Source organism: Blautia sp. DFI.9.10 (genome assembly GCF_024461705.1).
Lineage (GTDB): Bacteria > Bacillota > Clostridia > Lachnospirales > Lachnospiraceae > Blautia_A > Blautia_A fusiformis.
In genome coordinates this window covers 64,591-79,348 of the sequence record NZ_JANGAA010000010.1, presented here as the reverse complement: position 1 = coordinate 79,348, position 14,758 = coordinate 64,591, and the positions used below count along the sequence as shown (strand labels likewise).

The 14,758-nt window shown below is 47.4% G+C and carries 8 protein-coding genes; 6 read left to right on the top strand and 2 right to left on the bottom strand.

Annotated elements, in window-relative coordinates; all coding sequences use genetic code 11:
* Window positions 1-322 precede the first annotated feature (322 nt).
* From NE671_RS08040 to NE671_RS08025, 4 genes are all read left to right on the top strand, one after another.
* Window positions 323-1,453: a hypothetical protein gene (locus NE671_RS08040; RefSeq protein ID WP_059086908.1), complete on the top strand. Its 1,131-nt coding sequence runs from the start codon at window positions 323-325 to the stop codon at window positions 1,451-1,453.
* Between the two features lie 176 nt (window positions 1,454-1,629).
* On the top strand, window positions 1,630-2,403 hold the full coding sequence (locus NE671_RS08035) for a class I SAM-dependent DNA methyltransferase (protein WP_256163848.1): 774 nt from the start codon (window positions 1,630-1,632) through the stop codon (window positions 2,401-2,403).
* Between the two features lie 17 nt (window positions 2,404-2,420).
* Window positions 2,421-3,302: an Hsp33 family molecular chaperone HslO gene (gene hslO / locus NE671_RS08030; RefSeq protein ID WP_015527218.1), complete on the top strand. Its 882-nt coding sequence runs from the start codon at window positions 2,421-2,423 to the stop codon at window positions 3,300-3,302.
* A gap of 19 nt (window positions 3,303-3,321) precedes the next feature.
* Window positions 3,322-5,271, top strand: coding sequence for an NAD(+) synthase (locus NE671_RS08025; RefSeq protein ID WP_173740767.1), 1,950 nt, complete (start codon window positions 3,322-3,324; stop codon window positions 5,269-5,271).
* A gap of 23 nt (window positions 5,272-5,294) precedes the next feature.
* On the opposite strand, the gene NE671_RS08020 is transcribed toward NE671_RS08025, so the two are convergent.
* Complete coding sequence (locus NE671_RS08020) at window positions 5,295-5,732, bottom strand: FMN-binding protein (protein WP_015527216.1); 438 nt, start codon at window positions 5,730-5,732, stop codon at window positions 5,295-5,297.
* A gap of 239 nt (window positions 5,733-5,971) precedes the next feature.
* Between NE671_RS08020 and addB the strand changes: the two genes are divergently transcribed.
* Window positions 5,972-9,322, top strand: a complete 3,351-nt coding sequence (gene addB, locus NE671_RS08015) for a helicase-exonuclease AddAB subunit AddB (protein WP_256163847.1) — start codon at window positions 5,972-5,974, stop codon at window positions 9,320-9,322.
* A complete protein-coding gene (gene addA / locus NE671_RS08010; RefSeq protein ID WP_256163846.1) occupies window positions 9,303-13,025 on the top strand; it encodes a helicase-exonuclease AddAB subunit AddA in 3,723 nt (1,240 codons plus the stop codon). The genes addB and addA overlap by 20 nt, the downstream gene beginning before the upstream one ends.
* 52 nt (window positions 13,026-13,077) lie before the next feature.
* On the opposite strand, the gene NE671_RS08005 is transcribed toward addA, so the two are convergent.
* Window positions 13,078-14,538 carry an RsmF rRNA methyltransferase first C-terminal domain-containing protein gene (locus tag NE671_RS08005; RefSeq protein ID WP_173722851.1) on the bottom strand — a complete coding sequence of 487 codons (1,461 nt, stop codon included), beginning with the start codon at window positions 14,536-14,538 and terminating at the stop codon, window positions 13,078-13,080.
* Window positions 14,539-14,758 lie beyond the last annotated feature (220 nt).

Here is a 14,758-nt window from a genome sequence, read left to right as displayed (position 1 = left end):
GGGGACAGATTCAAGGAGATATTTGTCATTAAAACAGGAGGCTTACTTGGTGGGGAATAAATCAGAACTTTCGTAATGAAGGCGTAAAACGGGAAATACAGGATCAGCATAAGAAGAGAATAAGATAGGTATATCTGGGAAAATTATAATGTTAGAAAAATCCTGTACGGAGCAGGATATCTGCTTACAGGATATTCATAAAGTACAGGGAGAAATCAATTGACAAAGCTGTAATAAAATCGTAAACTATAGCAAAGAGTGTGTTCAGGAGTGAATGTTCCGGACACACTTTGTGACTGATGATGATTATGAGGAGGATACTATGAAGAATAAAAAATTTATTGCACTTTTAGCTATGACTGTTGCTCTTTCTGGTGTCATGACGGCATGTAGTTTCGGAGGAGGAAAAGAGGACAGCGTGGTTGTGGAGTCTACTCCTACTCCGACACCGGCGAAAAAAGCGAAGGTTACACCGACTGTTGCAGCAGACGCACAGAATACAACCTATACATCCAAGGATAAATCCGTAGCGATCAAGCTTCCGGATGCAACCTGGGCCAACAAGTCCGACGAGACAGATATGGTAAGCTTCGAGTCTCCGGACCAGGGCAGGATCCTGATCCTTCACGGATCCGGCGCAGATCTGGAATCCGCAGTGATCCCGAACTCCCAGGATATGGCAGTTTCCATGACACAGGCAGAGAACATGGTAAATGGAACCGATTTTGAGATCCAGGATTACAAGGCAGATCAGAAAGACGGAATCAACATTTATTCCTATACTGTGAAATATAAGGATACGACCAAGAGTGACGGTTATGTATATGCTATCAATAAATACTTTGTAAATGACAGTGAGTATTACAGCCTTGTGGCATCTGTTAAAAAAGAGGATGCTCTGAAAAAGGTTCAGGAGTCTGTCGACAGCTTTGCGATCCTTGGTGATTCCACTCTGAAGAGTGCGGCAAATGGTTCCGCAGCCAAGACTGCCGGTAAAGGTAATGCAGCAGCTTCCTCTGACGGAAGTGCATCTGCAGATGGTAATGCAGCAGCTTCTTCTGACGGAGCAGCAGATGGAACTACAGCTGCCGACGGAAGCACATCTACAGACGGAAGTGCAGCATCTGACGGAACATCTACAGACGGAAGCAGTACATCTGATGGTTCTTCCAATGGAACTGCATCCACTGACAGCAGCTCCTCCGGTGCTATCGTAAATGGCGGATTTACAGATGAGCAGCTTGGCAACACAGATGAGACAAGAACTATTTACAGAAACTCCGATGGTAAACCACGTGTTATCGTTCCGGACGGAAACGGTGCATGGATGGATAACGAAGGAAACCGTTTCACCTTCTCTTCTCAGTATGACTGTGATGTATATGAAGAGGATGGAACAAGCTTCTACTGGCACGGTGAGGCTGCAGACGTATACTATATGCCTGTACAGTAAAGCCTGGAGTAGCAGGAGATTCGGTTAGATAAGAATTCCGGGATCACAGCTTTTGTGGCTGCGGTCCCGGATTTTTTGTGTCATATTATGTCAGAGGCGTATACTTATACAGGAAGACATGGTATAATGTGAACGCTGCGGGCGATGGAACGCCCGGAAAATATTTGGAGGTTTTTATGGAAGCATACAGTGATTTCGCCAGAGTTTATGACATTTTCATGGACAATGTGGAATATGAAAAATGGGCGGAATATCTTATAGGAAGTCTTAAAGAATACGGAATTGAAGACGGGATCGTGCTGGAACTTGGCTGTGGGACCGGAGTGATGACAGAGCTTCTGGCTGAGTCCGGTTATGATATGATCGGTGTGGATAACTCTGAGGAAATGCTTGGCGAAGCCATGGAAAAACGTGCAGAATCCGGTCATGAGATCCTTTATCTGGAACAGGATATGCGGGAGTTTGAACTTTATGGAACAGTACGTGCTGTCGTCAGCGTCTGTGACTGTATGAATTACATCACAGAGGAGGATGATCTGCTTACTGTATTTAAACTGGTGAACAATTATCTTGATCCGGATGGAATTTTCATATTTGATATGAACACCCCGTATAAATACCGGAAAATGATTGGAAATACGACTATTGCAGAGAATCGGGAAGAGGGAAGCTTTATCTGGGAAAATGAATTTGATGAGGAGACCGGGATCAATGTGTATGATCTGACTCTGTTTCTTCCGAGAGAAGATGGTCTTTATGAGAGAGACGAGGAAATTCATTACCAGAAGGCTTATGATTCGGAGAAAGTAAGGGAACTTCTTGAAAAGGCAGGCCTGATCCCGCTGGCGGTTTATGACGCATACACCAAGGATGCACCGAAGCCGGACAGCGGAAGACTGACTTTTGTGGCCAGAGAACATGGAAAGGAAATTCCGTCAGACGAGAAATAAAGGAGGAAATTTTTTATATGAGTGATTATATTGTAAGAGCAACAGCGGCAAACAGCCAGATCCGTGCATTTGCGGCTGTTACAACCGATATGGTGGAGACAGCGAGAAAGAATCATAACACCAGTCCGGTGGCAACAGCGGCACTGGGACGTCTCCTTACTGGCGGTGCCATGATGGGAGCTATGATGAAAGGAGAAAAGGATCTCCTTACACTTCGGATCCATGCAGGAGGACCACTGCAGGGAATCACAGTAACTGCAGATTCTCACGGAAATGTAAAGGGCTATGTGGGGAATCCGGATGTATGTATCCCGGCAAACAGCAAAGGCAAGCTGGATGTTGCGGGAGCTGTCGGCGTAGGCTTTATGGATGTGATCAAGGATATGGGACTGAAAGAGCCATATGTGGGACAGGTTGCTCTTCAGACCAGCGAGATCGCAGAAGATCTCACTTATTATTTTGCAACCAGCGAGCAGGTTCCGTCTGCGGTAGGACTGGGTGTGCTGATGAATAAGGATAATACAGTCCGTCAGGCGGGAGGCTTTATTGTACAGCTGATGCCTTTTGCAGAGGAAGAGGTGATCGCAAAGCTTGAGGAAAACGTATCAAAGATCGATTCTGTTACCAATCTTCTGGAGCAGGGACACACACCGGAAAGTCTTCTTGAAAAAGTACTGGAAGGCTTTGACATAGAGATCAATGATACACTGCCCACACAGTTTCATTGCAACTGCTGCAGAGAGCGTGTGGAAAAAGCGCTGATCAGCATCGGAAGAAAAGAACTTAACGAGATGATCCAGGAAGGCAAGGACATTGAGATGAACTGCCATTTCTGCAATAAGAATTATAATTTTACCGTGGAAGATCTTAAGAGGATCATAAGAGAGTGCAAGCGATAAAACTCGGGAGGAAGAAAAAATGAAGCATGGTTTTATCAAGGTGGCAGCGGCAACGCCGAGAGTTACCGTTGCAGACTGCAAGGCAAACGGAGAGGAAATCCTGAAGGCCATTCATGAAATGGAAAAGGAACATGTCAAGCTGATGGTATTTCCGGAATTTTGTATCACAGGATATACCTGTCACGATCTTTTTCTCCAGAGATGTCTTCTGGACAGTGCGTGGGATGAGCTTCTGCATATTGCAGAGGAGACAAGGGAGACGGACGCCCTGATCTTTGTGGGACTCCCGCTGCGTCACAGAGGCAAGCTCTATAATGTGGCAGCAGCTTTGAATCATGGCCGTATCGTGGGATTTGTGCCGAAGACGCATATTCCGAATTATAATGAGTTTTATGAGCAGAGACAGTTTGCAGGTGCAGAGGAAGAAGATGTGGAATTTGTGGACTTCCTGAAGTGCGAGAAAAATGAGGAGGATGAGTTCTGGGATGAAATTCCTTTTGGAACAGAGCTGATCTTTGAATGTAAGGAATTTCCGGAATTCACCGTTGCAGCAGAGCTTTGTGAGGATCTCTGGGTCCCTGCGCCGCCAAGTATCCGTCATGCCGTCAACGGTGCGCATATCATCGTTAATCTTTCTGCCAGTGATGAGATGGTAGGTAAGGATTCCTACCGGAGAACTCTGATAAGCGGGCAGTCAGCACGACTGATCTGCGGATATATTTATGCCAGTGCAGGGGAAGGGGAGTCTACCCAGGATCTCGTGTTTGGCGGACAGAATATGATCGCAGAGAACGGTTCCATGCTTGCGGAAAGCAGACGCTTTGAGAACGGCATCATTTACAGTGAGATCGATGTGCAGAGACTGGCTGATGAGAGAAGAAGAATGTCCACGTATCCGGCAGTTTCTACCTGCAGTCATACAAGAGTTGATTTTTCCGTAGCAGAGGAGGAAACAAGACTTACCAGAAAATATCCACAGTATCCCTTCGTTCCGTCTGTGAAGGAAGAGCGTGATGAGCGCTGCGAGGAGATCCTGAACATCCAGGCTATGGGACTTAAGAAACGTATGGAGCATATCCACAGCAGGAGTGCGGTAGTAGGACTTTCCGGAGGACTGGATTCTACCCTGGCGCTTCTTGTAATGGCACGTGCCTTTGACCGGATGGAAATGCCGAGAGAACAGATCCACTGTGTGACTATGCCATGCTTTGGAACCACAGACAGAACCTATCAGAATGCCTGCAAGTTAAGCCGTTGCCTTGGTGCAAGGCTTACCGAGGTAAATATCAAAGAGGCGGTAAATATCCATTTCCGGGATATCGGACATGATCCGGAGATCCACGATGTGACGTATGAGAACAGCCAGGCACGTGAGCGTACTCAGATTCTGATGGATACGGCAAACAAGGAAGGCGGTGTTCTTGTGGGAACCGGAGACCTTTCCGAGCTGGCTCTTGGCTGGGCAACCTATAATGGCGATCACATGTCCATGTATGGTGTAAATGCTTCTGTCCCGAAGACACTGGTACGTCATCTGGTACGTTATTATGCGGATACCTGCGGAGATGAGGAACTGAAGGAGGTTCTTCTGGATATCCTGGATACTCCGGTAAGCCCGGAGCTTCTTCCTCCTAAGGATGGCAAGATCGCCCAGAAGACGGAGGATCTGGTAGGACCTTATGAGCTTCATGATTTTTATCTGTATTACATGCTGCGTGCAGGATTTACACCGGATAAGATCTACAGGCTTGCCTGCCTGACCTTTGAGGGGATTTATGATAAAGAGACGATCCTGAAATGGCTGAAAATCTTCTATCGGAGATTTTTTGCCCAGCAGTTCAAGCGTTCCTGTCTGCCGGATGGCCCGAAGGTAGGTAGTGTGGCACTTTCTCCCAGAGGAGATCTCAGAATGCCAAGTGATGCAAGTGCAAGGATCTGGCAGGATGTGCTGGAGAAGATTAAAATCTGAACGTAGATCGCAAAGCGGAGAGCTTAAGTGTTCTCCGCTTTTTTTACTGCATCCGTGATAGCTGAAAGGAGTACCTGGGAGGTATATTTCCGGTCTCCTGCATACTGAATGTCTTCCAGGGACTGACTGGAATAGATCTGACTTGCCAAAGAATCCAGAACCGGTTCCATAAGAGGATAGGAAGCTTTTGTGGTTTCATTTAAATTCACCAGACGGATGGCCTTGATCCTGTCAGCATTTACAGTAACTTCCACATCGAAGGTATTCTCGTTCAGGGTGATGGAAGAGGTATAGACGCCCGGCTTGTAGCGGGATTTTTCGCTGGCTGTATGACTGGCATTTTTTCCGGGACCGAACATGAAGAAAAGAACGACAGCCAGAACGACAGCCAGAGCCAGAAAGACAGCTGTGTAAATGATCTCTTTCATATGTAGGACGATGATCCTGGTTTTGGAACTCATGGCGCACGCCTCCCAAAGCTTTTTATATAGTTTATTATCGGGAGGGAGGATTTATGCCACAGCTGTGCGCAGGTTATTCGATACTGTGCCTGGAAAAATAAGGAAAAGAGCAGGCAGATATTTCAGAATATAGAGAACGACCGTTCTATAGGAGCAGAATTTGTGGTATGATAGGAATACTTCAGGCGCAGGATGGCGTCGGAATGACTGAAAATCTGCAAGTGATCGGGAGGATGAAGATGTCATTACAGTTTATCATAGGAAGTTCCGGAAGCGGAAAATCCTGTTATGCTTATCAGAATATCATAAAACAGGCAGGGCTGCATCCTGAGAAGCTTTTTTATGTGATCGTGCCGGAGCAGTTTACCATGCAGACCCAGAAGACACTGGTGGAGATGAGTCCGGGCAGGGGAATCCTGAATATTGATATCCTGAGCTTTGAGCGTCTTGCATACCGTGTTCTGGAGGAAGTTGGAGGAGACAGCCGCATCCTTCTGGAAGAAACCGGTAAGAGTATGGTGCTGCAGAAGATGGTACAGCAGCATGGAAAGGAGCTTTCCTATCTGGGAGGTCAGATGCGTAAAGCGGGATATCTGGATGAAGTGAAGTCTATCCTGTCGGAGTTTATGCAGTACGATATCCGGGACAGTGAGATCCAGGAGATGATCGAGGATTCCGGTGACAGAGCGTTACTTCAGATGAAGCTGAAAGACGTAGCTGTTCTTTACCAGGCATTTACCGGATATCTGAAGAATCATTATATGACAGGAGAAGAAGTAATGGATGCGCTGGAAAAAGCTCTTCCGTTTTCTAAAAAAATGAAAAACAGTGTACTCCTTCTGGATGGTTACACCGGTTTTACGCCTATTCAGATGCGTGTTGTGGGAGAACTTCTTGCTGTCTGTGAGAAGGTGATGGTAACGGTGACCATGGATGCGGATGAGAATCTGAGCATGAGAGGAAAACCTTATCAGCTTTTTTATATGAGCCGTCAGATGATCCACGGGCTTTCGGAGCTGACCAGGGAGATCGAGACACCGGTTCTTTTGAAGGATGTGGGAAAATCCCGCTTTTCCCAGGCACCTGCCCTTCATTTCCTTGAAAAAAATATCTTCCGTTACCGAAAAAATATATATAAAAAAGCGCAGGATGAGATCTGCATGTTTTCGGCAGTGAACCCGCAGAAGGAAATGGAAGAAGCTGCCCGCCGGATCGCCAGACTTGTAAGGGAAAAGGACTGCCGTTACGGTGAGATCGCCGTGATCACAGGTAACCTGGAGGAGTATGGCAATCTTGCAAAGCAGGTATTTACAGCAGCAGGGATCCCATATTTCATTGATGAGAAGCATACGGTCCTGATGAATCCGTTTGTAGAATATTTCCGGGCAGCACTTGAGATGGCAGTACAGGATTTTTCCTATGAGAGTGTATTCCGGTATCTCCGCTGCGGAATGTCCTGTGTGACCAGGGAGGAAGCAGACCTTCTGGAGAATTATGTGCTGGCTCTTGGTATCCGTGGATTTAAGAAATGGGATGAAGTGTGGGTGCGTATTTACCGGGGAATGCCGCCGGAAAGCATTCAGAGGCTTAATGAGATCCGGCAGCGGTTCGCAGATGAGACCAGAGAGCTTGCGCTAAGCTTTAAAGGTGGGAAAAAGACGGTGCGGGAATACTGTACTTTTCTCTACGAGTTTGCAGTGCGGAGCCAGGTGCAGCAGAAACTGAAGCATCAGGAACTGAAATTCAAGGAACAGGGCGACAAGGCCATGGAAAAGGAATATGCCCAGATCTACGGAATTGTTATGGAACTTCTGGATAATATGGTGGAGATCCTTGGAGAGGAAACCGTGAACCGCCAGGATTTCCGTCAGCTTCTGGAAACAGGACTGAACCAGGCCAAGGTGGCTCTGATCCCGCCAAGTATGGACCAGGTACTTGTGGGAGATATGGAGAGAACCAGGCTGAAGGATATCCGTGCACTGTTTTTTGTGGGAGTAAATGAAGGGAATATTCCGAAGAATACATCCGGTGGAGGAATGCTTACGGAGATTGACAGAGAATTTTTTAAAGATCAGGGGATCCAGCTTGCACCGGGGCCAAAGGAACTGATGAACATGCAGCGATTTTATCTGTATCTGAACATGACCAAGCCAAGAGAACTGCTCTGTCTGTCCTTCTGTCAGTCCGACAGCCAGGGAAAAGCCCTGAGTCCGGCCTTTCTTGTCAGTAATATCCGGGAGATGTTTCCGGAAATGGAGATCCGGCAGTGCGGAGATATGCAGGAACCTATGGAATTACTGGAGCTTCCGGGAATCAGCCTGGATTATTTCCTGAGAGGGCTTGCAGGAGAGGCTTACCAGGATAATGCGGTCTTCCAGGAACTGTACAGCTGGTATCTTCAGAGCCCGGAATACAGGATCCTTGTAAAAAAACTTACAGAGGCATCTTTTTCAGAACGACCGTCAGACAAGATCGGAAAAACAGTGGCAAAGATCCTCTATGGAGAAATTTCCCCGTACAGTGCTACCCGGCTGGAGCGTTTTGCGGCCTGTGCATTTGCACATTTTCTGCAGTATGGACTGAAGGTTACAGAACGTGCAGAGTATGAGTTCCGGGCTATGGATATGGGAAATGTCATGCATATGGCACTGGAAAAATTTGCGGCGGAAGTCCGAAAAGAGGGACTGGACTGGGCAGAGCTTACGGAGGAAGAGCGAAACCGTATCATAGACAGCTGTCTGGATCAGGTTTCCGCAGATTACGGAAATACGATCCTTAAAAGCAGTGCGAGAAATGAATATATGATCGAACGGACCAGACGTATTTTGCGGCGTACCGTGTGGGCTTTGCAGGAACAGCTGAAGCATGGAGCATTCCGGCCGGAAGGATTTGAGGTGAGGTTTCAGGGCGGAAGGATCGACCGTGTGGATATCATGGAAGAACCGGAGAACAACCGGGTCTATGTGAAGGTGATCGATTATAAAACCGGAAATACTTCGTTTGATCTGCTGGCGTTGTATCATGGCCTTCAGCTTCAGCTGATGGTCTATCTGGATGGAGCATTACAGGTGGAAAAACGGAAGTATCCGGATCGCGAGATCGTTCCGGCCGGTGTGTTTTATTATAATGTGAAGGATCCTATGATACAGGAGAAGATCCATGCGGATATGGAAAGCATCAATGAGCAGATGCTGAAGAAAATGAAAATGAACGGGCTTGTGCAGGCAGATGATAATATGAGTACCAAAATCGACAGCACTATGGCCTCCATACCGGTATCCCTGAACCGGGACGGAAGCTTCAGCAAAAGATCTTCTGTTGCCTCAAGGAAGCAGTTTGATGCTCTGGGAGCGTATGTGCGGAGAAAGATCTGTGACATCAGGGAATCGATCCTGGATGGAAATGCGGCAGTGGAACCCTATGAACTTGGAAAAAAGAATGCCTGCACATATTGTCCGTATCTTACTGTGTGCGGCTTCGACAGGAAGATACCGGGATATGAGTTTCACAGGCTGTCGTCCATAGAAGAAGATGCACTGTGGAAAAAGATCATGAAGGGAGAGGAAGAGAATGGCAGTGAAATGGACTGAAGAGCAGAAAAAGGTCATCACGCTCCGGGACCGGAATATTCTGGTCAGCGCAGCAGCCGGTTCCGGTAAAACTGCAGTGCTGGTGCAGAGGATCTTAAGTAAGATCATGGATCCTTTGAAACCGGTGGACATTGACCGTCTTCTGATCATGACATTTACAAGGGCGGCAGCGGGAGAGATGCGGGAACGTATCGAACGAGGACTGGATCAGGCACTGGCTGAAGATCCGGATAATGAGCATCTGCAGAGACAGATGACGTTGATCCATACGGCACAGATCACTACCATTGACGGCTTTTGCGCCTATGTGATCCGAAATTATTTTCATCTGATCGGACTGGATCCGGGTTACCGGACTGCAGATGAGGGTGAACTGAAGCTTTTGCAGGAAGATGTGCTGAAGGAGCTTTTTGAAGATCATTATGCAGAAAGAAAGGCAGATTTTACTGCATTTGTGGAATGCTATGCGCCAGGAAAAACGGATGAAGGACTGAAGGAACATGTGCTGGAGCTTTATAATGCTGCGATGAGTAATCCATGGCCCGAAAAATGGCTGGACAGCTGTGTGGAGAATTATCATCTGGATCCGGAAAAAGGTCTTGAGGGAACGCGATGGTTCCGATATCTGTGGGAGGCTGCAGACTGCGCACTGAAAGAAGCGGAAGAGCTTACAGAAACCGCAATGAAGACCTGTCAGCTCCAGGATGGACCGGAGCTTTATCTGGAGGCTCTGGAAAAGGATATGATACTGATCCGGCAGTTAAAACAACTGTCCGTTAAAAGGGATTATGATGAGATAGCGCAGAATCTCCGGAATCTGAAGTTTGCAAGACTTTCCTCAAAAAAAATGGAGGGAGTATCGGAGCAGCTGAAAAATCTGGTAAAAACTCTTCGCGAAGATGCAAAAGATAATCTGAAGGAACTGGGGATCCGATATTTTTACGGAAATCTGGCTGAGCTGACGGAACTGACAGAAGCATCTGCACCACCGCTGGAGATGCTGGTAAAGCTGACAAAGGATTTTGCAGAACGTTTCCAGGCAAAGAAGCGTGAAAAAAATGTTCTGGATTTTTCAGATATGGAACATTTTGCCCTGGACATCCTTCTGAAAAAGGAAGGAGAAACCTATGTGCCCAGCCAGGCGGCAAGAGAGCTTTCTGAAAAATATGATGAGGTCCTGCTGGATGAGTATCAGGACAGTAATCTGGTTCAGGAAATCCTGATGCAGACAGTTTCCGGCTGGGTCAATGAACGCAAAAATATCTTTATGGTAGGAGATGTAAAGCAGAGCATCTACCGTTTTCGTCTGGCCCGTCCGGAACTGTTCATGGAAAAATATAAGAGCTATTCACTGGAAGACAGTCCGGAACAGCGGATCGACCTGCACAAAAATTTCCGAAGCAGACCGGAAGTCCTTGAAAGTGTCAACTTTATTTTCCGGCAAATCATGGGGGAAGATCTGGGAGGAATTGCTTACGACGAGGCGGCAGCTCTGTATCCCGGAGCTTCTTTTCCGGAAGGCCAGGATCCGGAATTTGTAAAAACAGAGATCCTTCTTGTGGATAAATACAGTCCGCTGCTGGAAGAGGAGGATGAAGAAGTAACGGAGAATGAGAGAGAGCTGGAGGCCCTTGCCATTGCAGGAAGGATCCGATCTATGGTAGGGCATGAACGGGTGCTGGATAAGGAAACGGGAGAGTATCGACCTCTTCAATATGGAGATATCGTGATCCTGCTCCGATCTGCTTCAGGCTGGGCTGAAACCTTCGGGGAGGTTTTGAGTGCAAGAGGGATACCGGTATATACGGCCTCCAGAACCGGATATTTTTCTGCAACAGAGGTTGTGACACTGCTGAATTATCTCCGGATCCTGGATAATCCGCTGCAGGATATTCCCATGACCGGCGTACTGCGTTCACCGATCGTTGGATGTACCACAGAAGAGCTGGCTGAGCTTCGGATCGCATATCCGGAAGGAATGATCTATGAATGTGTGTGCAGGTTTGTGGAGGACTACAGAAAGCATGGGAGCTCTGAGGAAAACAAAAAAATCCTCGGAGAGAAGCTGTCCTGTTTTATGGACACCATGAATACACTTCGTGATAAGGCGGCTTACACGCCGGTCCATCAGCTGATCCTGGAGGTACTTGCACGCACCGGATATGGAGACCATGCAAAGGCAATGCCAAATGGTGAACAGAGGAATGCAAACCTGAACATGCTTGTGGAAAAGGCAATGGAATATGAGAAGACAAGCTATCGAGGCCTTTTTAATTTTGTAAGATATATCCAGAAGCTTCAGCAGTATCAGGTGGATTACGGGGAGGTAAATCTTTCCGGAACCGGGGAAAGTGCAGTACAGATCATGACGATCCATAAGAGCAAGGGACTGGAGTTTCCGGTAGTGTTTGCAGCAGGAATGGGAAAACGCTTTAATTTCCGGGATATGAACGCAAGTATCCTGATCCATCCGGAGCTGGGGATCGGTGCGGATGCGATCCTGCCGGAGAAGAGGATCATCGCTCCATCCCTTTGCAGGCAGATCATACGGAGAGCGCTCCTGATGGAAAGCCTCGGAGAGGAGCTGAGGGTACTTTATGTAGCGCTTACACGTGCAAAGGAAAAACTGATCCTCAGTGGAACTATTGGAGCCCTGCATCCGGAATTGGGGGAATTGTCCGCATTAAGGGACAGTGAGGAACCATTGCTTTCTCTGGGCAGGAGGCTTGGCGGGAAGACTTACTGGGATTATGTGCTTCCGGCACTGGCAAGGCATCGCTGCATGGCACCATTATTTCATGAATATGGCATCTTTATGAATACCGCAAATCCTCTGTACAAAGATCCGGCAGAATTCAAAGTTACACGGGTCACAGCACAGGAACTGACAGAAAGTGAGGTTATGGAACAGGCAGAGCGGGAAATGAAGAAGGAAACACTGGAGAACTGGAATCCGGGCAGAGTTTTTGACAGTGAGATTCGGGAGGAGATCCAGAGACGTTTTTCCTTTGTATATCCCTATCAATATCTGGAAGATCTTCCTGTGAAGGTGAGTGTATCAGAACTGAAAAAGCGAAGCTACCACAGTGAGCAGGATCTGGAAGAAACGGTGGATTATGAGACGGAAGAAGAGATCCAGCCGCTGGTTCCCCGATTTATCGAGGAGAAGAAAGAGGAAGGATATACAGGAGCACTTCGTGGAACGGCTTATCATCGTGTAATGGAATGCCTGGACTATCAGAAGACAGCAAACAGGGATGAGATTCGCAGACAGCTGAGAGAATGGGTTGACGCCAGGAAGATGGAAAGAAAAGAGGCTGAGTCGGTCCGGGTAAAGGATATCTGGAATTTTGTGGAAGCACCTCTCGGACAGCGGATGAAAGCAGCTTCAGAGAAGAGACTTCTGTTCCGGGAGCAGCCTTTTGTGATCGCAAGAAAAGCTTCGGAGCTCGATCCGCAGTGGCAGTGTGAGGAAAATGTTCTGGTACAGGGAATCATTGATGCGTATTTTATAGAGGATGAAGAAATCGTTCTGGTGGATTATAAAACGGACTTTGTGAGACGTGGAGAAGAACAGAAGCTGATCGACCGTTATCATGTACAGCTGGAGGATTACGCCCAGGCGCTGGAACGGATGACAGGCCGGAAGGTGAAGGAACGGTATATTTATTCGTTTACTCTTGGAGAAGCGTTCAGTCTCTGATCTGAAAATGAAATGATATGTTAATGTGGGCAGATATCCTGCGGCGGAGAGATTACACTCTCCAGCCAGCAGGATATTTGTTTTTCAGGATTCCGTTTACAAGCTTTCCGAAGCCGAGAGGATAACCGTCCACACAGAGAAGGTGCCAGCCTTTTTTGTGAGCGGCCTCTTCCGGCTCGATCATAAGAGTTTCGCCTTTCAGATAACGGGTAAGCCGTTCATCAGAAACCGGCAGGGAGATAACTGCTTCCACATCTCCTTTGTGAAGCGCCAGCGCCAGAGGCTGAGACGGCTCAAAACGGTTTTTCTTCAGATCACCCAGGTAGAGGCCGTTTCGAAGAAAGGAGATTCCGCGGAGATCCAGAGGGAAGGGCAGCTGATAGTATACTTTATCTTTGCGGACTTCCACACGGTTCCAGTCAAATTCCTGACCGCCAATGGTTTTCAGGCCGATCTCAGAGAAAAATTCCTCCAGCCATTTCCGGGTATTTTTGTCCGGTCCTTTTGCGGAAAAGCGGAAAACAGGTGGAAGAGAGTCACCTTTTTTGCGGAACAGGGCGAGAAAATGACCTTCGCCATCCATTTTGTGTGGAAAGATTCGGACGCATTTTTGAAGTTCTTCCGGATTAAATGCATTTAAGCTTAACGCGATTTCGGAATCGGAAGTGTCTGCTGTGCCGGCATATTCCGGGCGGCCGCTGGAGAAGCCTTCATATCCTGGCATTTCCATAAGTTCCATATCCGGGCGTTGTCTGAGAAGATAGGCTACCACTTCTTCGTCTTCACATGGGGAAAAAGTGCAGGTGGAATAAAGCAGCATTCCGCCCGGACGGAGCATATCGGCAGCTTTTAAGACCAGGTCTTTCTGGATATCAGAAAGCTCAGCAGATTTTTCCGGTGTCCAGTCGCGGGCAAGGGCTTCCTCTTTTCGGAACATGCCTTCCCCGGAGCATGGAGCGTCCAGAAGGATCTTATTGAAGAAAGCAGGAAAACGCTGGGCAAGTTTGGCGGGCTTTTCGTCGGTGACGAGCATATTTTTCATGCCAAAAAGCTCCAGATTCCTAAGAAGGGCTCTGGCTCTGGAAGTACTGATATCGTTGGCAAGGAGAAATCCGGTGTCATTTAAGGCTGCACCCAGGGCAGTGGCTTTTCCTCCGGGAGCTGCACAGAGATCCAGGACAAAATCTCCAGGTTCGATAGGAAGCCTGGAAGCTGGTGTCATGGCACTTGGTTCCTGAAGATAATAAAGGCCCGCCTGGTAGTAAGGACATCGTGCAGGGCGGCTTTCCTCCTCGTAGAAGTATCCGGTATTGATCCACGGGATCGGCCGGATAGGGAAAGGGGAAAGCGCCTGAAAATCCTGGCAGGAGAGCTTGGCGGTGTTTACACGTAGACCGTAGGTGCGGGGATTTTTGTAGCTTTTCAGGAAAGCATCATAATCATCTCCCAGCATTTCTTTCATACGCTCCAGAAAAGGAAGCGGTAATGTCTGTATTTTATCTGAATCTGTCATAATTTCCTCCATAATATAAACTTGACTCTCTCGGATATTGTGTGAAAAGAGTGGTTTCCGAAAAATATTATAAAGTATAGAGGGATTTTTCTAAATACTATTGACAAAACTATATTATACGATATATAGTATTATTCACAGAACAATATTACATGACTTATCATGTGAGCGTTGGATCGTGAAGTGATCGCGTTCATCAGCATGTAGTAAGACGGAATGT

What these genes read in the sequence shown, in the direction of transcription:
- NE671_RS08040 (WP_059086908.1), top strand. Translation starts at nt 323, where the DNA reads ATGAAGAATAAAAAATTTATTGCACTTTTAGCTATGACTGTTGCTCTT.
- NE671_RS08035 (WP_256163848.1), top strand. Translation starts at nt 1,630, where the DNA reads ATGGAAGCATACAGTGATTTCGCCAGAGTTTATGACATTTTCATGGAC.
- hslO (WP_015527218.1), top strand. Translation starts at nt 2,421, where the DNA reads ATGAGTGATTATATTGTAAGAGCAACAGCGGCAAACAGCCAGATCCGT.
- NE671_RS08025 (WP_173740767.1), top strand. Translation starts at nt 3,322, where the DNA reads ATGAAGCATGGTTTTATCAAGGTGGCAGCGGCAACGCCGAGAGTTACC.
- NE671_RS08020 (WP_015527216.1), bottom strand. Translation starts at nt 5,732, where the DNA reads ATGAGTTCCAAAACCAGGATCATCGTCCTACATATGAAAGAGATCATT.
- addB (WP_256163847.1), top strand. Translation starts at nt 5,972, where the DNA reads ATGTCATTACAGTTTATCATAGGAAGTTCCGGAAGCGGAAAATCCTGT.
- addA (WP_256163846.1), top strand. Translation starts at nt 9,303, where the DNA reads ATGGCAGTGAAATGGACTGAAGAGCAGAAAAAGGTCATCACGCTCCGG.
- NE671_RS08005 (WP_173722851.1), bottom strand. Translation starts at nt 14,538, where the DNA reads ATGACAGATTCAGATAAAATACAGACATTACCGCTTCCTTTTCTGGAG.